General features: G+C 66.9%; 24 protein-coding genes. 5 read left to right on the forward strand and 19 right to left on the reverse strand.

Features of this window, described 5'->3' with window-relative positions:
- Window positions 1–5 precede the first annotated feature (5 nt).
- The 7 genes from gspG to AC5P88_RS09095 form a co-directional block, all read right to left on the reverse strand.
- Window positions 6–443 carry a type II secretion system major pseudopilin GspG gene (gene gspG / locus AC5P88_RS09065; protein ID WP_106548649.1) on the reverse strand — a complete coding sequence of 146 codons (438 nt, stop codon included), beginning with the start codon at window positions 441–443 and terminating at the stop codon, window positions 6–8.
- 57 nt (window positions 444–500) lie between these two features.
- A complete protein-coding gene (locus AC5P88_RS09070) occupies window positions 501–1,061 on the reverse strand; it encodes a hypothetical protein (RefSeq protein WP_495224829.1) in 561 nt (186 codons plus the stop codon).
- Between the two features lie 144 nt (window positions 1,062–1,205).
- Window positions 1,206–1,757, reverse strand: coding sequence for a hypothetical protein (locus AC5P88_RS09075; protein WP_495224830.1), 552 nt, complete (start codon window positions 1,755–1,757; stop codon window positions 1,206–1,208).
- Window positions 1,758–1,815: 58 nt separating this feature from the next.
- Window positions 1,816–2,796 carry a FecR family protein gene (locus AC5P88_RS09080; protein WP_495224831.1) on the reverse strand — a complete coding sequence of 327 codons (981 nt, stop codon included), beginning with the start codon at window positions 2,794–2,796 and terminating at the stop codon, window positions 1,816–1,818.
- A gap of 69 nt (window positions 2,797–2,865) precedes the next feature.
- Window positions 2,866–3,396 carry an RNA polymerase sigma factor gene (locus AC5P88_RS09085; protein ID WP_111111120.1) on the reverse strand — a complete coding sequence of 177 codons (531 nt, stop codon included), beginning with the start codon at window positions 3,394–3,396 and terminating at the stop codon, window positions 2,866–2,868.
- Window positions 3,397–3,412: 16 nt separating this feature from the next.
- Window positions 3,413–4,093, reverse strand: coding sequence for a TonB-dependent receptor (locus AC5P88_RS09090; protein ID WP_495224832.1), 681 nt, complete (start codon window positions 4,091–4,093; stop codon window positions 3,413–3,415).
- A 394-nt stretch (window positions 4,094–4,487) separates the two neighbouring features.
- On the reverse strand, window positions 4,488–4,952 hold the full coding sequence (locus tag AC5P88_RS09095; protein ID WP_005413654.1) for an Lrp/AsnC family transcriptional regulator: 465 nt from the start codon (window positions 4,950–4,952) through the stop codon (window positions 4,488–4,490).
- A 126-nt stretch (window positions 4,953–5,078) separates the two neighbouring features.
- Between AC5P88_RS09095 and AC5P88_RS09100 the strand changes: the two genes are divergently transcribed.
- The 4 genes from AC5P88_RS09100 (at window position 5,079) to AC5P88_RS09115 (ending at window position 8,285) form a co-directional block, all read left to right on the forward strand.
- The gene (locus AC5P88_RS09100; protein ID WP_495224833.1) at window positions 5,079–5,810 is read left to right on the forward strand and encodes an AzlC family ABC transporter permease; all 732 of its coding nucleotides are present in this window, start codon (window positions 5,079–5,081) and stop codon (window positions 5,808–5,810) included.
- Window positions 5,807–6,121 carry an AzlD family protein gene (locus AC5P88_RS09105; RefSeq protein WP_100440855.1) on the forward strand — a complete coding sequence of 105 codons (315 nt, stop codon included), beginning with the start codon at window positions 5,807–5,809 and terminating at the stop codon, window positions 6,119–6,121. The genes AC5P88_RS09100 and AC5P88_RS09105 overlap by 4 nt, the downstream gene beginning before the upstream one ends.
- Before the next feature lie 209 nt (window positions 6,122–6,330).
- Window positions 6,331–6,759: a PAS domain-containing protein gene (locus AC5P88_RS09110; protein WP_005409905.1), complete on the forward strand. Its 429-nt coding sequence runs from the start codon at window positions 6,331–6,333 to the stop codon at window positions 6,757–6,759.
- Window positions 6,756–8,285: a diflavin oxidoreductase gene (locus AC5P88_RS09115; protein WP_495224834.1), complete on the forward strand. Its 1,530-nt coding sequence runs from the start codon at window positions 6,756–6,758 to the stop codon at window positions 8,283–8,285. Before AC5P88_RS09110 ends, AC5P88_RS09115 begins: the two co-directional genes overlap by 4 nt.
- Before the next feature lie 121 nt (window positions 8,286–8,406).
- Here the strand turns inward: AC5P88_RS09115 and AC5P88_RS09120 are convergent, their stop codons facing one another.
- The 11 genes from AC5P88_RS09120 to moaA all read right to left on the reverse strand — a co-directional run bounded on the left by AC5P88_RS09120 (window position 8,407) and on the right by moaA (window position 16,342).
- Window positions 8,407–9,075 carry a sulfate/molybdate ABC transporter ATP-binding protein gene (locus AC5P88_RS09120; protein WP_495224835.1) on the reverse strand — a complete coding sequence of 223 codons (669 nt, stop codon included), beginning with the start codon at window positions 9,073–9,075 and terminating at the stop codon, window positions 8,407–8,409.
- A complete protein-coding gene (modB, locus tag AC5P88_RS09125) occupies window positions 9,065–9,748 on the reverse strand; it encodes a molybdate ABC transporter permease subunit (RefSeq protein WP_495224836.1) in 684 nt (227 codons plus the stop codon). Before modB ends, AC5P88_RS09120 begins: the two co-directional genes overlap by 11 nt.
- Window positions 9,749–9,751: 3 nt before the next feature.
- Window positions 9,752–10,495: a molybdate ABC transporter substrate-binding protein gene (gene modA, locus AC5P88_RS09130; protein ID WP_495224837.1), complete on the reverse strand. Its 744-nt coding sequence runs from the start codon at window positions 10,493–10,495 to the stop codon at window positions 9,752–9,754.
- A gap of 22 nt (window positions 10,496–10,517) precedes the next feature.
- On the reverse strand, window positions 10,518–11,294 hold the full coding sequence (locus tag AC5P88_RS09135; RefSeq protein WP_495224838.1) for a helix-turn-helix domain-containing protein: 777 nt from the start codon (window positions 11,292–11,294) through the stop codon (window positions 10,518–10,520).
- 66 nt (window positions 11,295–11,360) lie between these two features.
- Window positions 11,361–11,726, reverse strand: a complete 366-nt coding sequence (locus tag AC5P88_RS09140) for a hypothetical protein (RefSeq protein WP_111203798.1) — start codon at window positions 11,724–11,726, stop codon at window positions 11,361–11,363.
- The gene (mobA, locus tag AC5P88_RS09145; protein WP_495224839.1) at window positions 11,723–12,271 is read right to left on the reverse strand and encodes a molybdenum cofactor guanylyltransferase; all 549 of its coding nucleotides are present in this window, start codon (window positions 12,269–12,271) and stop codon (window positions 11,723–11,725) included. Before mobA ends, AC5P88_RS09140 begins: the two co-directional genes overlap by 4 nt.
- An 81-nt stretch (window positions 12,272–12,352) precedes the next feature.
- A complete protein-coding gene (locus AC5P88_RS09150) occupies window positions 12,353–12,841 on the reverse strand; it encodes a molybdenum cofactor biosynthesis protein MoaE (protein ID WP_495224840.1) in 489 nt (162 codons plus the stop codon).
- A gap of 3 nt (window positions 12,842–12,844) precedes the next feature.
- Complete coding sequence (locus AC5P88_RS09155) at window positions 12,845–13,105, reverse strand: MoaD/ThiS family protein (protein WP_134972884.1); 261 nt, start codon at window positions 13,103–13,105, stop codon at window positions 12,845–12,847.
- Window positions 13,105–14,358: a molybdopterin molybdotransferase MoeA gene (locus AC5P88_RS09160; protein ID WP_495224841.1), complete on the reverse strand. Its 1,254-nt coding sequence runs from the start codon at window positions 14,356–14,358 to the stop codon at window positions 13,105–13,107. Before AC5P88_RS09160 ends, AC5P88_RS09155 begins: the two co-directional genes overlap by 1 nt.
- On the reverse strand, window positions 14,358–15,353 hold the full coding sequence (moaCB, locus tag AC5P88_RS09165; protein ID WP_495224842.1) for a bifunctional molybdenum cofactor biosynthesis protein MoaC/MoaB: 996 nt from the start codon (window positions 15,351–15,353) through the stop codon (window positions 14,358–14,360). The genes AC5P88_RS09160 and moaCB overlap by 1 nt, the downstream gene beginning before the upstream one ends.
- 8 nt (window positions 15,354–15,361) lie before the next feature.
- Window positions 15,362–16,342, reverse strand: a complete 981-nt coding sequence (gene moaA, locus AC5P88_RS09170; RefSeq protein ID WP_495224843.1) for a GTP 3',8-cyclase MoaA — start codon at window positions 16,340–16,342, stop codon at window positions 15,362–15,364.
- Between the two features lie 565 nt (window positions 16,343–16,907).
- On the opposite strand from moaA, the gene AC5P88_RS09175 reads away from it, so the two are divergent.
- Complete coding sequence (locus AC5P88_RS09175; protein WP_495224844.1) at window positions 16,908–17,282, forward strand: hypothetical protein; 375 nt, start codon at window positions 16,908–16,910, stop codon at window positions 17,280–17,282.
- A 19-nt stretch (window positions 17,283–17,301) separates the two neighbouring features.
- Here AC5P88_RS09175 and AC5P88_RS09180 read toward each other — a convergent pair whose 3' ends face one another.
- Window positions 17,302–17,922, reverse strand: a complete 621-nt coding sequence (locus tag AC5P88_RS09180) for a hypothetical protein (RefSeq protein ID WP_286073705.1) — start codon at window positions 17,920–17,922, stop codon at window positions 17,302–17,304.
- Between the last annotated feature and the right edge of the window lie 546 nt (window positions 17,923–18,468).

Raw genomic sequence — 18,468 nt, forward strand, 5'->3', positions numbered from 1 at the left:
ACGCCTCACAACTGCCAGGAGCCGATGTCCGCGTTCCCGGCGTCGCCCCCGGGCTTGCTGTCCGCGCCCAGCGAGAACACGTCGATGTCGCCGTGCGTGCCGGGAATCTGGTACTGGTACGGGTGGCCCCACGGATCATTCGGGAGGCGGTCCAGATAGGGCGTGACCGGCATCGCACCGCTGCCCTGCGGTGGTTTCACCAGAACCTGCAGGCCCTGCTCGGCACTGGGGTACTTTCCGTTGTCCAGCTTGAACAGCTTCAACGCCTGCATCAGCGCCGCGATGTCCTGTCGCGCCGCGACAACGCGTGCCTGGTCGGGGCGATCCATCAACCGCGGCACGATCAACGCGGCGAGGATGCCGATGATCACCACCACCACCATGATCTCGATCAGGCTGAAACCCTGCTGCCGAGCCCTGCGACCACGAACCTGCCTTGCCATTGTTCCGCCCTCGTCATCCTGGAAGAGACCGCCGCACCATGGTCAGCGGTGCATGTGTCAGTACGATAAACAACCGCCGGCAATTCGCTGCGCGCGCTCCTGTGCAGGCACGGCACGTGCAGCCGGTGCACATGCAGCCTCGAACAGATGGCGCGGGATGGCGGCCAGAGTGTCGTCGATGCAGCCACGCAGCAGCGGGTTCGCGCAGGCCTGCAGCAGCCGCACGCACTGCATGGGCGTCCATGCCGTCCCATGATCGAGGCCGATGAACGACCTGTATGCCTGGTGGTAGCGCAGGTCGTCGTACACGCGTTGCGGACTGTTGAGGTCACGCACGACCACCAGCAGCGCTGCACGTTGCACCAGCCGCGCGTCGACTGCTTCAAGCGGCAGCAGGCTCATGGCCGCTTCGGGCCACGGCCGCAACTGCAGATCGAGCGCCCTGCGCAGCGCCAGCAGCGGGTGTGCGCTGCTGTCCAGCGCAGCCCAGCGCGCCGCGTCCGCCCACGCATCACTGGAAAGAACCCAGACCCATGAATGTCCATAGCGCTGCACGTTCAGGGGGGTGTGCCGCGCCTGCTCCAGCGAATGGCTGAGGTGGCGATCCAGCTCCAGCATGCTGATCCTGCGACTGTCTGCCATCTGCGTCGCCTATGCTCCGCGACGCGTGGTGCGTCGTACTCTGGAGAAGACGTCAGCAAGGCAGGTGAAGCGACACCGCGAACACAACTCTGTGCGCTGCGTAGTGCTTCATCGGCAACGTCATCGCAGCGTCATCCGCTTGCAGGCTTCGCGCTGCAGGCGCGGCGCGTCGCCGCCGCAGCGGCGGGCCAGCATCGCCACGTCGCTGCGCGCGGCGAACGCGACCAATGCATCGGTCATGTCCACGTCATCGCACCATGACGCCATCGCAACGCGCACCGCCGGCAGCTGCCAGCCCTCCATCACGCCGTGGCTGCCTGACACGAACCAGTGCCACAGCCGGTGGTGCAGTACCTGCTCGTGCAGCTGCACGAGATCGCCAACGCCATGCATGTCCATCAGCAGCAACGCGCGCGCAAGCGCCGCAGGTGGCAGTGCCCCGCTTTCAGGCAGCGGCAACAGCTGCTGCTGCAGCCGCAACAGCATCGCCAATGGATGCGATTGCGGATCGAAGTCCAGCAGCACCGCCTGTTGCTGCCACTGCGCGTCGGACACCACGCACACCCACGGCGAGCCATACCGGTGCACCATCAAGGGCCGCCGCTGCGTGGTTTCCAGCAGCGCCGACAGATTGCGACGCAGATCCAGCACGCCGATGGTCTCATTGCGCATCCTTGGCCTCTCCTTGCTTGCAACAGCCCTGCGCGGTGCGCATGGCCAGCGTCTGCATCTATCCAAGGACGGCGATGCCACCCGGAAAGCGACGCAGATCCAGCGACATCGTCAGACGCAGCTGCTCCAGCGCCGCATCCGGATCATCGATGCGGAAGCGGCCGCTCACCGGGGCACGCGCCAACGCCGATTCGCCCAGCAACACCTTTCCGCGGCGGTAACGATTAATTTCGTCGACCACCTCGCGCAGTGGTGCTCTGCGGAACACCAGCATGCCCTCGGTCCAGGCGCTCACGTCCGAGGCCACAACCTCGGCCACCACGCCGCTGAGGCGCTCGTCGTACCGGGTCTGCTGGCCGGCCTGCAGCTGCAGGCGGCCCTGCGGGTGCTCGATGCGGGCACTACCGTGCAGGCAGGTCACCCGCACCTGGCCCTGGGTGTTGCGTACGTCCAGGCGCACCGCACCTTCATCGGCAATCACGCAGCCCGCCCCCGCGAACAGCGCCAGGCGCAGGCCGGTCCGGGTCTCGATCGCGGCCTGCCCCTGCATCAGCTCGAAGCCTTCGCCCTGCGCGTCAGCGCGCCGGCGCAGGCTGCTCTGCGTATCCAGTTCTATCTTCAGCTGAGGCGAAGGCGCGATCTGCAGCCGTTCACCGGTTCCGGTATGGAAATCGGCCGCCATGGCCGTCACCGATGGCCACAACCCCAGCGGCGGGCGGATCGCCGCCACCACCACCAGGCTGGCCGGCGCCGCAATGGCAGCACCGAGGAAGGCACGGCGACTCCAGCGCTGGGCCGGCGTCGGTGCAACAGGCTGCCGTGCCTCTGCAGGCAACTGCTCGCCCGCCAGACGGACCTGCTCCCATTGCCGGCGCGCACGGCCGAACGCCTCGCGATGACGGGTGTCTGCCTCACACCACGCGCGGAACCTGTCCCCATCGGCGGCAGTGGCTTCGCCCGAGGTCAACCGCACCACCCACGCGTGGGCCTGACGCTCGACGGCATCCAGCGGGCGTTGCGGGCGATCGTCAGGATCCATGGGGACTCATGCCGGACCCGCACGCTGCGGGGTTCTGCTCGGCGTCAAAGTGTAGACGGATGCCGCCGCTCAGAACCGCACCTGGCGCCCCTGCCCACTGCGTTCGGCCAGGTAATCCTGGGCCGCCTTCAGCTCGCGCTGCACCAGCCGCAGCGATACACCGAGGTGATCGGCCACGTCGCGCTGCTGCAGGCCGTCGACGCGGATCGCCAGCAGGATGCGGCGACGGCGCTCGGGCATGCGCTGCAGCAGCCCGACCATGTCTTCCAGCGCGAACTCCAGCTCGGCCGCCTGTGCCGGGCCCGGTGACGGATCGGCCATGTCCATCAGCGTGTCCACTTCTTCCAGGCTGAGCAACCGGTGGTCGGCACGTTGCCGATCGATCACGGTGTTCATTGCCATGCGCAGCAGGTAGGCCGCGGGATTCTGCACTGCGTCCAGGCGGTCACGGCGCGCGCTCAGGCGCATCCAGGTGTCCTGCAGCGCATCGCCGGCCAGCTCCTCCGAACCCAGCTTGCGCACCAGCCTGCGCTTCAGTTCGTCATAGGCGCCCAGAAGGTGGTCCATCAGGTCAACTGCCCCAGCCGTACCGTTGCTCATGTTCGAATCCTTGAAATCATGGAAGGGGCGCGCGCCGGCCACAGTCGTGGTCGGTGCCGGAAGGGCGGATCTGCAGCGTCACCGGCTGCGGCAGCGCGGCGGCTTCGGCTGCCAGCACCAGGCCCTGCAGCGCCTGCAGCAGGCGCGCGTCGCGACTGGCGCTGCCACTGCCGGACAGCAGTTCGGGGTCATGCACCTGGCCGTCTCTGCCAACGCTGAAACGCAGGGTCGCGGCATAGCGACCCGGAGCCAGCTCGGGATCGTCACAGAACGCTGCGCGCAGGCGTTGCTGCAGGCCACCGTAGCGACGGCGCCGCTCGGCATCGGGCAGTTCCGCGCCAATGCCGGGCTCGGCCGTGGAGGACGCGCTCCGACGCAGCACCACGCGCTGTTCGCCGATCACCTCGGCCTCGACACCGGAATCCTGCAGCAGAACCTGCAAGGCAGGCAGCGGCGCCAGGCTGGCGCGCAGCACATGGCTGCTGCGGCCCGCGGCAAGGTCGCCCGGGTACATCACCGACCACCCACTGATGACACTGAAGCGCTCGACCGCCTGTTCCAGCGGCTGCGCAGGGATGTCGTAGGCATGAACACCGTCCTGGGCGGCCGCGGCAAAGGCCAGCAGCAGCCATCCGGCGATGGCCAGCCTCCACGTTCTGATCGCATGGTGTCCATTCAGCCCCCTGACGTAGAACACATGACCCTCGGCAGCGACAGCAGCTGCAAGCGGATCAAACCGTACCGGGAGCACATGTCATTGCGATGACCGCCGCGCACGGCCAACCGTTGGGCCAGCCCCCTGGAGCCAGTCACTAATCAGGAATCAGGAATCAACGAATCGAACAGACATGTTCATCTGCTCCTGGAGTCAGAGCCCGTTGCGCAGCAACGGGATCCGACCCCGTGCCGACCAAAACGTGTCGACCAAGGTCGACACCCACCAAGAGCAGCTCATGCCGTTCCGGCAGCCTGCCTGGCCATACCGCCACGCCGCCCCAAGCAGCATCGCCGTCGCTGTTGCTGTTGCTCCTGAGGTTGCCGGCCAGCGGCCGTCACTACCGCGGGTGCCGGGTGCAACCCGGCCTTACCTCTCAAAGCGGCAGCTGGGTCGTCTGCTTGATCCGCTGCATCGGAATCTCGGTCTTGGTGTTCTGCACCCCGGCAATGCGGTTCAGGTGCTGCATCTGGAACTGCCGGTAGGCATCCAGGTCGGCGACCGCCACCCGCAGCAGGAAATCGCAGTCACCGGCCATCAGATGGCATTCAAGCACTTCCGGGAAAGACTTGATGCTGTTGATGAAGTGATTGGTGGTGTCCTCATCCTGCCCGCGCAGCCACACCCGCACGAACACCGTGAAGCCACGGCCCACCTTGGCCTCGTTCAGCAAGGCCACGTAGCGGTCGATATAGCCGCCCTCCTCCAGGAGCCGCACCCGACGCAGGCAGGCCGAGGGCGAAAGGCCTACCAGCCGGGCCAGCTCCAGGTTCTGCAGGCGGCCGTCGCGTTGCAGGGCGTCGAGGATGCGCCGATCGAGGTTGTCGAGCTGGTACTGCATGGAATTTCACTCTTGGCGACCCTGGCCGCACGGAACATCAATATTCCCGAATCCAATGGCATCAACGCAACCCGATTTCGTGATCGGACCGCTAGCATGGGCTACCCCCACCCTTGTTGCAGCTCCATGGACGCCCGCACCACCCTCCCCCTGCCAGACACCTGCGATACCGCGCCGCGCGCCGAATTCCTGCGCGGCCTGCGCGCCGCCGTACCGGTAATGATCGGCTTCATTCCCTTCGCCCTGGTACTCGGCGCCCAGGCGGCCCAGAAGGGCCTGAGCGCACTGGAAGTGCCGCTGATGACCGGCCTCAACTTCGCTGGCGGCTCGGAGTTCGCCGCCGTCGAACTGTGGACCTCGCCACCGCACATCGCGTTGATCGTGGCGATCACCGCGCTGGTCAACAGCCGCCACCTGCTGATGGGCGCCAGCCTAGCCCCGCTGCTGCAGCACCTGCCACGCCGCCGGGTGCTGCCGGCCCTGTTCTTCATGTGCGATGAAAGCTGGGCGATGGGCGTGGCCGATGCGCGCCGTCGTGCGCTCGGTTTCAGCCTGGCCTATTACCTGGGCGTGTCGGCCGGCCTTTACACGGTCTGGGTAGCCTGCACCGCATTGGGCGCGATCATCGGCCCGATGCTGGGCGACATCCACGCCTATGGTTTCGACATGGCCTTCCCCGCCGTGTTCCTGGTGCTGCTGCGCGGCATGTGGCAGGGCATGAAAGCGGCGCGGCCGTCGCTGGTCAGCCTGGTGGTGGCCGCTGCCACCTACCTGCTGATCCCGGGCGCGTGGTACGTGGCCAGCGGCGCCCTGGCCGGCCTGGCGGCTGCCTGGCTGCTGGCGGAGGACGCAGCATGATCTTCAACGGCCTGATCCACTGGACCTCGGTGCTGACCATCGTGCTGATGGCTGCCGCCACCTACCTGACCCGCATCGTCGGCTTCCTCGCGCTGCGCAACCGCACGCTGAGCAAGCGCGCGGTAACAGTGATGGAAGCCGCACCGGGCTGCGTGCTGATCTCGGTGATCGCCCCGGACTTCGTTGCCGACAAGCCCGCCGATCTGGCCGCGCTGGCGATTACCCTGCTGGCCGCCACACGCCTGTCGATGCTGCCGACCGTGCTGATCGGCGTGGTTTCTGCCGGTGCACTGCGCTACCTGATGGGCTGACGCCTCTTCGCCGGGCATGGCCCGGCGCTACCCTTGTACCGCTACCCTGGTAGCGCCGGGTCATGCCCGGCGGAACACCCCTGCGACACCCGGTCGCAGGCCATCGCGCGCCCCACTTGACCAATGTCAAACCGCCCGCCGCCGTGCGGGCGTATCTCTATGCAGGACCCGAACACGCCGGCGTTACCGGCATCCACAAGGACCCTGCGATGAGCTACACCCCCGACAACGCCCAGCTGCTGAACGCCATGCAGAACGTCATGGTGATCTCCACCACCGACCTGCAGGGCAACATCACCTACGCCAACGACCTGTTCTGCACGCTCACCGGCTTCGCCCGCGAGGAGCTGATCGGCCAGCCGCACAGCATCGTGCGCCACCCGGATGTGCCCAAGGCGGTCTACAAGGACATGTGGGACACCATCAAGGCCGGCAAGACCTGGACCGGCATCGTGCCCAACCTCGGCAAGGGCGGCGTGCTCTACGTGGTCGATACCACCGTGCAGCCGCTGTTCGACGCCGACGGCAACATCACCTCCTACATTAGCATCCGCCGCGTGGTGAACGACCTGATGCAGAACTACGACCTGGTCGAGTTCAGCAAGGAAAAGTTCGACGACTTCTACGAGGCCGCGTGAACGCTCTCCCGACCAGTACGCCCTTCAGCCGCCTGCTGGTGGGTTTCGCGTCCGAGTCGGGCAATGCCCGCGCCCTGGCCCAGCGCCTGGGCGCGGACCTGCAGCCGCACGGGCCGCAGGTGCTTCCGTTCAACGACATCGACGTGGCCAGCCTCGGCCACGGCGATGTGCTGCTGGCGATCTCCAGCTCCTTCGGTGATGGCGAGCCGCCAGCCAACGGCGAGCAGTTCTTCGAAACGCTGCGCCAGACCCCGACGCTGAGTGGCCTGCGCTACGCGGTGTTCGGCCTCGGTGACACCGGCTACCCCAGCTTCTGCGGCTTCACCAAGGCACTGGATGCCGCACTGAGCGAGCGCCAGGCGCAGCCGTTGCTGCACCGCGTGGATGCAGACCTGGGCTACGAGCAGTTCTTCCAGCAATGGCAGCCGGTGCTCGGCCAGGTGCTGGACGGCGACCTGAGCGCTGGCCAGGACCTGCACCTGCAGGTCACCGCCTATGGTGAAGACAATGCGTTTGCCGCGCCCATTCTTGAACGCCGCCGCTTGAACAGCAGCGATCCGGCGGCCTGGCATCTGCGGCTGGACATCAGCGGTAGCGGCATGGCCTACCGTGCCGGCGACACGCTGCACGTGGTGCCGGAAAACGATCCTGCCCTGCTGCAAGCGCTGGCCACCTGGTATGGCGACACCGCCGCCGTGGCCGCCCTGCATGACCGCGAGCTGCGCCTGCTCAGCAAGGGCGTGCTGCGCGAACTGGCCAAGCTGGGGGGCAGCGAGCTGCTGAAGGGCCTGTTGAAGGTCAGCCAGAAGCGAGAGTTGGAAGCCTACCTACACGGCCTCGACCTGCTGGACGTGCTGCAGGACCACGCCACGCCGGACAGCGTGCCGCTGGCCCGGTTGCGCGAACTACTGTCACCGCGGCTGCCGCGCGCTTATTCCATCGCCTCGCACCCGTGCGACGACCAGTTGAGCCTGTGCGTGCGCGAAGTGCGCTACACCCTGCGCGGCCGTGAGCGCTTCGGCACCGCCACCGGCAGCCTGCTGTACGGCGGCGACCACGCCCGGGTGTACTCCCGCTCCAACCCCGGATTCCATCTACCTGACACCGGCGAAGCGCCGCTGCTGCTGGTCGGCACCGGCACCGGCATCGCACCGCTGATGGGCCTGATGCAGGAGCTGCAGGCCAATGCCTGCGAACGCGAGGTGCACCTGGTGTTCGGCGAGAAGCACCGCCAGCACGATTACCTGTACCGCGAACAGCTGCAGGACTGGCACACGCGTGGCGTGCTGGCCGGCCTGCATACCGCGTTCTCGCGCGATGGCGCCGAAAAGGTCTATGTGCAGCACGTGCTGCAGCAGCGCGCCAGCGAGGTGCGCGACGTCCTGGCCCGCGGCGGGCATCTTTACCTGTGCGGCAACAAGAGTCATCTGGAGGCTGCGGTGCGCGAGGCCATCGATGCCATCGGTGGCGACGGGCATTGGGACGCGCTGCGGGGTGAAGGCCGCATCCATTGCGAACTGTACTGACCCGTCCATGGGGTAGTGCCGGCCGCTGGCCGGCTGTCCGGATTTTCTTGGTTGCCGGCCAGCGCCCGGCACTACCCCGCCGGTCAATCGCCGACGATAAGGCCGGCGCCGCCCCCATCGGTCAATCGCCGACGATCCGGCCGTCCATTACGCGCGCTACCTGCTGGCCGAACATCGCCACGTCCTGCGGGTCGTGGCTGATCAGCAACAACGGGATGCCGGTCTTGTCCAGCACGGCCTCCAGCTCCTGCCGCAGGTGCTGGCGCAGGTCATGGTCCAGCGCGGAGAACGGCTCGTCCAGCAGCAGCGCCTGCGGCTGCGTCACCAGGGCGCGCGCCAGGGCAGTACGCTGGCGTTGGCCACCGGATACCTGCGAAGGCAGCAGATCACCCACCGTATCGATGCGGAATGCGTGCAACCACTGCTCCACCGCATCGAAGCGCTGGCCGATCCGCGGATTCAACCAGCCCTTCTCCAGACCGAACGCCACGTTCTGGCGGACGCTCAGATGCGGGAACAACGCGTAGTCCTGGAACACATAGCCCATCCGGCGGCGCTGCGGCGGCAGGTCCACGCCGGTAGCCGCATCGAACAGGGTCTGTCCCTGCAGGTGCACATGGCCCTGACATGGCCGCAGCAACCCGGCCACCGCTTTCAGGGTCAGGCTCTTTCCGGAACCGGAGGGTCCGGACAACACCACTTGCCGCTGCGTGCACTGCAGCGATACGTCCAACACGAAATCCTGGCCGGCCGCCTGCAGGCGACGCTGCACCTGCAGATCAAGCCACATCGCGCAGCTCCCTACGGCGTCCGCCCACCAGCCGCGCGGCCAGCAGCAGGATCACGATGCACACCACCGATGTCAGGATCACCAGCGCATTGGCCCGGCCGTCCTGCCCGGCCTGCACCGCCTCGTAGATGGCGATCGACAGCGTCTGCGTGCGCCCCGGAATGCTGCCGGCCACCATCAGGGTGGCGCCGAACTCCCCCATCGCACGTGCGAAGGCCAGCAGCAATCCAGCGAGGATGCCGCGCCAGGCCAGCGGCAGTGTGATGCGGAAGAACACCGCCGCCTCGGAAACCCCCAGCGTGCGCGCCGCCTGTTCCAGCTGGCCATCCACCTCCTCGAACGCCGCGCGCGCAGGCTTGAACACCAGCGGCAGCGAAGCCACCGCCGCAGCAATCACCGCGGCCTGCCAGGTGAACACCAGGTTGATGCCGAACCACGACTGCAGCCACGCGCCGATCGGGCCATTGCGGCCGATCAGTACCAGCAGGTAGTAGCCCAGCACCGTCGGTGGCAGCACCATCGGCAGGGTCAGCAGCGAATCCAGCAGCTCACGGCCTGGAAAGCGCCGGCGCGCCAGCAGCCCGCCCAGTGCCACGCCCAGCACCAGATTGATCGCCGTGGCCCAACCGGCCACCTTCAGCGACAACCCCAGCGCGCTCCAGTCCAGATCCATGCCTCAGGGCTTGCCGAACCCGTGCTTGGCCAGGATCGCCTGGCCCTGTGCCGAGCGCACGAAAGCGGTGAAGCGCTTGGCCTCCGCCGGCTGTGCACTGGCCTTGATCACTGCCAGCGGATACGCGATGCGACCGGCCACCGGCACCGCAAAGGCGCGACGCACCCGGTCAGGCATCGCCTGCGCATCGGTGGCATAGACGAAGCCGGCATCCACTTCACCGCGCGCCACGTAGTCCAGCGACTGGCGCACGTTCTGCGTGGTGATGACCTTGCCCTGCACCGATGGCCACAGGCCCGCCGCCTCCAGCGCGCCCTTGGCATAGCGGCCGACCGGCACGCTGTCCGGGTTGCCCAGTGCGATGCGCTGCACGCCGGCACCAACCAGATCCCTCAGGGTACGCGGCGCGGCCTTGGCCTGCGGCGGCACCACCACCCACAATGCGTTCACCGCGAACACCTCGCGGGTGCCCGCCGCCAGCAGATCCTGCTGCTGTGCCTGGTCCATCGTTGTTTCGTCGGCCGACGCGAACACATCCACCGGTGCGCCGCGGCTGATCTGCTGCAGCAGCACGCCGGACGCGGCGAAATTGAAATCGACCTTGGTTCCCGGGTGCGCCTTCTCGTAGGCGGTGCCCAGTTCGCGGAAGCTCTCGGTCAGGCTCGACGCCGCCGACACCGTCAGCTCGGCCGCCCAGGCCGGCATCGTGGCCAGCAGTCCCAGCAACAACAGCCCCGCTCGCTTCATGGTCGGCCCCTTGGTTGTCTGATCAGTCCAGTCCGGATTCCCGGGTCACGGCCAGTTCCGCCAGCCGCTCGGGTTGCAGCAACAGCATCTCACGTTGGTTCACCGCAATCACACCCTCGTCGCTCAACCGGCGCAATACCCGGCTCACCGTCTCCGGCGCCATCCGCAGGTAGTTGGCGATCTCGGTACGGGCCATGCTCAGGTTGAACCGGGTGGCCGAGAATCCGCGTCGTGCATAGCGCTCGGAAAGATCCAGCAGGAACGCCGCCATGCGCTCTTCGGTGCGATGGTTGGCCGCCAGCGTAGCGACCTTGCCGATCTCCGCACTGAGCAGGCTGAACAGGCGCGCCTGCAATCCCGGCATGCGGGTGGCCAGCAGGCTCAATCGCGGGAAGGAAATGCGACACAGATAGACCGTGTCCAGCGCCACGGCATTGCAGGGGAAGCGCGCGCCATGGATGGCATTGAGCCCGATCACTTCACCGGGCAGGCTGAAGCCCAGCACCTGCTCGTTGCCCTGGCTGTCATCGACGAAGGTCTTGACCATGCCGGCACGCACAGCGGCGATCGAGTCGAACGGATCGCCGGCGCGGAACAGGTAGTCACCGGCCTGGAACGGACCCACGTGGTCAACCAGCACGTGCAGCTCGCCCAGCGCGGTCTTGTCATAGCCCTGCGAGATGCAGGCATCAGAGAACGCGCAGGTGCTGCAGAAATGCAGCGCATCACCGTCATCGGCCGCCGCGGGATTGGGCGTGACCGGTCGCGGCGGAGAAGGAGCAGAGGGGTTCAGGGGCATTGCAGCGACGCAGGAACGAAGGCCCCCATCATACGACAGCGTGCCGCCCGCCCCTGCGCAATGCACCTACTCCGACGCAGGGTCCGAACGCCGTTGCGGGCCACGCTGCCGCACGCTGTCGCGCACATCCACGTCGAACTGGAGTTGCAGCATGCTGTCGTCATCCAATGCGATGCCGAAGCCAAGACCCTCACGGCACGGCAGGCGCGCTGCCAGTGCCTCCACTGCTTCGCGTGGCAGCACCAGCCGGCAGAACGTACCGCCATCGAGCAGCACCGCCTGATCGCCGGCATGCAGCGACAGTGCCACACCCCAGCCACCGCCGCCGCCAAAGCGTGTCAAGTTCTCCAACGACTCACCGGCCAGCAGCCGCGCCAGTTCCTCTTCATCCACGCGCAGGCGCATCGATTGCTGTTGCAGCTGGACTTTCATGATGCGGTGGACTCCCATTCCGACGGGGTATTGCAGTTGAGCAACAACGCCTGATCCCCTGGCGCCAGTGGCAACCGGGTCACGCCCAGGCGTTGCTGCAGGACGCGCAGTGAACGACGCGCGGTCGGATCTTCAATCAGCTCCTGCAGCACGCGCCGGCAATGATCATCGATCTGCAAGCGCATCGGCAATGGTTCGTCGGCAAACACCGCGCAGGCGGTGTCTTCTGCCAGGCACAGTCGCTGCAGCAGTGCGGCGCTCAACAGCGGCGTGTCCACCGGCACCACCCATGCCGGCCCATCAGGCATCTGCATCGCTACGCTGTAGAGCCCGCCCAGTGGCCCGCATCGGGGCACACGATCAGGGATCCCGCCGAAGGCCGGATAGTTGCCGCTGATCCAGACCACGCGCGCGCCGGCCTGCGTCAACAGGCCCCGCATGTGCTCCAGCAGGGTGCGGCCCTGCCACGGCAGCAGTGCCTTGTCGCGCCCCATCCGGCTGGACAGGCCACCGGCCAGCACGATGCCGTTGATGGTCCCGCTCACGGTAGAGCCACGCCATGCGTGGCTGCATCGGCCGGGTGCGCCGGGAGAGCCCCATCCACGCATGGCGTGGATCTACTGGCGTCACGGGCTGTGGCTGTGCCCATGCGCAGGCTCATCGTCCGCATGGCAGAGGCTGCAACCCTCGCTCCATTCGCTGTCGCCGTCCTCGTAATGCTCCTGCTTCCAGATCGGGCACTGGTGTTTCACCACCTCGATCAACTGCCGGCAGGCGCGGAAGGCCTCGTCACGGTGCGGGCTGCCGGCGGCGACCACCACCGCCACGTCACCAATACCGAGCCGGCCCCTGGCGTGGGCCACATACAGCTTCAGCCTCGGGCCGAACGTGGCCTCGACCTCGGCGGCCAGGCGCTTGAACTCGTTCAGCACCAGCGGCTCGAACAGGTCGTAGGTGATGCCGGTCACTGCGCGGCCGATGTTCACATCGCGCACCTTGCCGATGAACACATCGATGCCGCCGAAGCCCGGATCGGAGACCGCCGCGATGCCCTCGGCCGGATCGATCGCCGCCTGCGCGCGGTCCACCACCTTCGCAATGATCTTCCCGCTCATCGCTCAGCCCCCGCTCACCGGCGGCAGGATCGCCACCCGGCCATCGTCGGGCAACGCCTCGTGGTCGCGCAGCACGCGCTGCTGGTCGGCGAACGCCGAGTAATCCAGCAGGCCCGCACGGAAATCCGGCCAACGCGTCGGCAGCAGCTCGCGCAGCGCCTGGCGCAGGTCGGCCACGGTGCCACCGGCCACCTCCACGGCAATCTCGCGGCTGGCATCCAGATCGGAGAACGCGCCGAACAACTGCAGATTTACCTGTCTCATCATGACTCCTGGCTCGCCAGCTGCACCGGGTCCTGATGACCCCAGCCCTGCACGCGCACGTAGGTGCCAGCACTGGCCAGACCTCCCTCGCCTTCCAGCACCACCCAGGCGTTGGCCTGCAGCATGGACATCAAACGGAACGACTCCTGCCCGGCCAGCACGCGCGCACTCAGGCGCCCCTGTGCGTCCACCTCCACCCGCGCCCGCGCGTGGAAGCGCAGGCCGGGCGGCGTGCGCACGTCGGCCTGCAGGGGCAACGTCAGCACCGGCTCCGGTGCCAGCCCCAGCAGGCGGCGCAGCACCGGTTCGACGAAGAAGCGCTGGCCCACCGCAGCCGACACCGGGTTGCCGGGCAGGCCGAAATACAGCGCGCCATTGGGCAGCACCGCAAACAGCAGCGGCTTGCCCGGGCGGATCGCCACCTTGTGGAACACGATACGCGCACCGCGGCCGCGCAGCGCGTCGGGAATGAAATCGTAGCGGCCGGCCGACACCGCCCCGGTGCTGATCAACAGCTGCGCACCCGCGTCCAGCGCTTCATCCAGCACCGCGTTGAACGCGGCCACGTCGTCGCCCACCGTGCCCTGCCAGACCACTTCGGCACCGGCGGCCTGCAGGCGGCCTACCAGATACGGCCGGTTGCTGTCTCGGATCTGCCCGGATGCCAGCGTCTGCGCCGCCTCGGTCACCAGCTCCTTGCCGGTAGCAATCACCGCCGCCTTTGGCCGCGCCACCACCGCCACCTCGCCCACGCCGATCGCATGCAGCAGGGTGCGCGCGTTGATGTCCAGCACCTGCCCGGCCTGCAGCACGCGCTCGCCGTCGCTTACATCCTCGCCGCGCAGGCGCACGTTCTGGCCCGGCTTCACCAATGCCTTCAGGGCAATGCGGGTCGGGCGCCCCTCCTCGCTGGCGAGGATCTCCACGTTCTCGACCGGTACCACTGTGTCCAGCCCGGACGGCATGCGCGCACCGGTCATGATTTCCCAGGCACCCTCGCCGCCTTCGGCGCCGGCATCGCCGGCTGCCTGCCAGCCCTGCACCGCGAATTCGGTACCGGCCTCGAACGTCGCGCCGTTGGCACGCAGCGCGAAGCCGTCCATCGCCGAATTGTCGAACGGCGGCAACGACTGCCCGCTGTGGATGTCACTGGCCAGGGTACGGCCGCCGGCTTCATGCAGCGGCACGCGCTCGGCCGGCAGCGGCGTGGCCGCGTCCAGCAGGTGCTGCAAGGCTTCGCTGTAGGCAATCATCAGTGGCCACCACCATCGACCATCGCCAGGGCGTGGCCCAGTACCGGCGCCAGGATATCCAGGCACTGCGCCGCCGCCTTCGGGCTGCCGGGCAATGCGAACACCAGCATGTTGCCCAGCTGCACCACCTCGGCGCGGCTCAGCCAGGCCATCGGCGTGTGCTGTGCACTCAGTGCCCGCACCATCTGCGCCAGGCCATGCACCGGCCGCGCGTTCAAGGAACGCAGCGCCTCCGGGGTCAGGTCACGCGGGCCCAGCCCGGTACCGCCGGTGCACAGGCACAGGCGCACGCCCTCGGCGGCCAAGGCCTGCAGGCGGCCCGCCAATGGCTCGATGCCATCGGGCAAGACCTCGGCGGCCACCACCTCGCCACCCAGCTTTTTCAGGCCGGCCACCAGGGTTGGGCCGGACACATCCTCATAGGTGCCTTCGCTGGCGCGATCACTCAGCGTGATCACCGCGCAGGCCGCGCCCTGCAGGCCCTTCGGTGCACGCGGCTTGAAACGCGCGCGCTCGGCATCGTCCATGCCGTCGGGGTGCAGCCAGACACCGCGCTTGCCGCCTTCCTTGAACAGCAGGCGGATGCCTTCGATGCGCAGCGCAGGTTCCACCGGCTTGCTCAGGTCGTACAGGGTCAGCAGCGCCGCGTTGACGCCGGCCAGTGCCTCCATCTCCACGCCGGTGCGCGCCTCGCTGGCGCACTCGCACCACACGCGGATCGCCTGCCGCTCCGGCACCGGCGCGCAGAACACCTGCACCAGTTCCAGCGGTAGCGGGTGGCACAGCGGCATCAGCATCGAGGCCATCTTGGCGCCCTGCAGGCCGGCAATCTCGGCCATCACCAGCGCATCGCCCTTGGGCAGGCGGCGCTCAACGATCAGCGGATAGGCCACTGGACCGGCATGCAGCTCGCCCACCGCCACCGCACGGCGGCGGGTGATGCGCTTGTCGCGGACATCGGCCATATGGAAGGCCGCATTCAATTCCCCACTCATCGTGTTGCTCATCCTCCGATGGAGGCCAGGTGCGGGGTCAGCCCGGTCTGGCCCTGGTGCAGTCCATGCCCGGCCGCTTTCAGGCCAAGCTGTGTGGTGATGCGTGCCAGCAGCGCGTCGTGGTCATCGTCGCTCTGCAGCAGCGGGCGCAGCGGCACGCCGAACTCGCCGAACAGGCACAGCCGCAGGTCACCCTTGGCGGTCACCCGCAAACGGTTGCAGCCCTTGCAGAAGTCACGCGAATACGGGGCGATGATGCCGATGCTGCCGCGATGGTCCGGATGACCGAACTCGCGCGCTGGGCCGGCATCGGCCGCGCGCGGGCGTTCGCGCCACCCGGCAGCCAGCAGCTGCTCGATCACCACGTCGGCACGCAGGTGGTGGCGCTGGAAATAGGCTTCGTTGTCGCCCGTACGCATCAGTTCAATGAAGCGCACGCTGAAGGGCCGGTCACGCAGGTACTCCATCCACTGCGGCAGCTCGTCGTCGTTCAGGCCGCGCAGCAGCACTGCGTTGAGCTTGATCGCCGGCAGGCCCAGCGCCTGCGCCAGCGCCAGACCCTGCTGGATCTCCGGCAGGCGGTCGTGGCCGGTGATGGTGTGGAATCGCTCGCGTTGCAGGCTGTCCATGCTCACGTTCAGCGCGGTCAGGCCGGCCCGGTGCCAACCCGGCAGGCGCCGCGGCAGCAGCGTGCCATTGGTGGTGATGGCCACTTTGGCGATGCCCGGCACCGCCGCCACAGTGGCGATGATCTCGTCCAGGTCCTTGCGCAGGCTGGGCTCGCCACCGGTCAGGCGGATCTTGCTCATGCCCAGCGCGGCAAAGGCCCGCACCAGGCGGCCGATCTCATCCACCTGCAGGAAGCGCGGGCGACCATCGGCCTGGTAGCCGTCGGGCAGGCAGTAGCTGCAACGGAAGTTGCAGGCCTCGGTAAGCGACAAGCGCAGGTACGGAAAGCTGCGTCCGAAGTTGTCGGTGAGTTGGCTCATGGCTGTTCCACCTCCTGGTACCACCCTGCAGCCCTGCCCCTGAACGGGTTGTCGACCCCAACCCGCAGAGTGCGCTGGGGCGTTGAAAGCGTCAACCCGGGACAGCCCGCAGCCTGAATTGGCACCGCCTGTCGTGATAGGCCCTCCCCGCCCGTCCCGTTCGCCGTGACAACCTCGACACCTGTCGCAGATTGCACGCTGCGGGCGGATCACTACGCCAGCCAGCACTGGCGGGGCTTAACAGCGTGGGAGAATGCCGAAAGCGTCTCCAATCGAGTGATGTTTGCAACTCTTCTGATTGGCATTGCACAGCGCCACGGGCTCAGATGGCGTGCCACCGGAAAAGGGTGGCCGGGCTTCGAATCCCGAGTTGGCTTTGAGTAAGTGCGCTTGCCAGCCGGCGTCACCATGTGTGGCGCCGGCTGGCAATCCGTCTGCCGGCTATGGCGGGCGGTGCGTTGGGGGCGTTCGCGCCCGCCGGCTTGAGGCCAACCCGGATTCGAACCACGTACCGCCCGCCACCTTTCGGGTGGCGGCTGCCGATTGCCCTGCACGGAGCCTTGCCATGAACGAATCGGACTTTCCCCATCTGCACGCCTACCGCAGCACGGCCCGCGACGAGGGTTCGCCACCGGTTGCGACTACGGTTGACCGGAACACCTTCATTGCCAATCTCCACCGCATCGGCTCCGGTGCGGCGGCCGACGGACAACCCTGGCCGGAGCGGCATCAGCTGCCCGGCCGCTGCCTGGCCCTGGCCGATGCCGATTGCGCGTTGAGTGGATTGCGGGTGGTGCTGGAAATGCTCTTGGCGGCGGAACGCACCCGGCAGAACGGCGACCCCGGGCAGTACGTGGGCGACCGGGTGATGGAGGGATTGGTCATGGCCTGCCAGTCGTTGTGCGCCCAGGCGGTGGGACGATTGCAGCCAGAAGGGTGAATGCCATCTGCAATGCCATTCAACGAGGATCGCTTCCCGCCCGACACGCCGTCGGCGCAGCGCCCTTGTCCGGGGGAATCGCGTGTACATTCCAGCGCTCTGCCAAAGCGCGTTCGACGCGGAAAGAAAATGACCGTGCCTCGGCGGGCATCTTCCCTTCAGAGAAGCCAATAGCTATCTCGAAGCGATCCAATCCGAGGTTCCCCGCCTCCAGTCCAGAGCCATCTTCCCGCTTCACTCCGACGTAGACGACGGGGCGCTTCATGTCCACCTTTGCCCTGGCAAGCTGGCGATCCAATTCAGCGCTGCCATCAAAGAACTGCATTCCTTCGTCGTTGGCGATAGAGCTGAGGGTCTGCTTGAACCGCTTCAAGCCGTCTTGGTCATGCACGCAGAACTGGATCATCTTGAAGGGCCGCTTTCCTAGAGCCCATGCGCCGCCAGAGAATCCAAGTCCGACTCCAATCAGAAGTAGTGCTGTCAGGATCCTCACCATCATCAAGGCCCCAATATGCAAAGTGTGGCGGCCAACGCCGCCGCAGAGCCAAAAATCATGACTCCAAGTACATCTCCGCTCGGTCTTCTCAGGCAGCTTCCCCTGGATGAGGGAGACCTCGTCGGGGGTGAGGAATCGGGGCACGGAATGTCCTGTTGAACGCACTGACGTTCGCATTCACCACGGTCAACAGTTGCCGGATGGTGTAGCTGGCGGTACCTGCCGAGGTGGCCAGCGCGATGCGATTACCTGTGACGTCATGATCTCAAGCCCCCTTGCAAAGAGGGGGTTGAGAAGGCCCGCTACTCCGGGGACCCATCTGCAAAATGCTGCTTTCTCCTAAAGGCAACGAGAACGAAGGCTGTCGCAGCCAGGAAGGCACCACACGCATCCCAGATTCGGCCCAGCCACAGCATCAAAGCGAAAATGGCCAGCCACATTACAGATAGTGCAAGAAACCATCCGCGCGTCAGCTTCATAGGGCTCAATACACAGTTTGAATTCCAACCATAGCGCAGACGATAGCCAATGCAACCTAATAGATTGCCGGCATCCCTTCCTCCAAATGCTGCAACGCCGGCGACAAAGGGTAAAAGCAGCGTCAGATCCGACGCACCAGATGCCGGCAAGGTCAGCCGCGTTGATAGGCGGGCGGAACAACCCGCAGCACAGGCGCAGCGACCTCATGCA

Source organism: Stenotrophomonas sp. YJH_SMC_8, assembly GCF_059371315.1.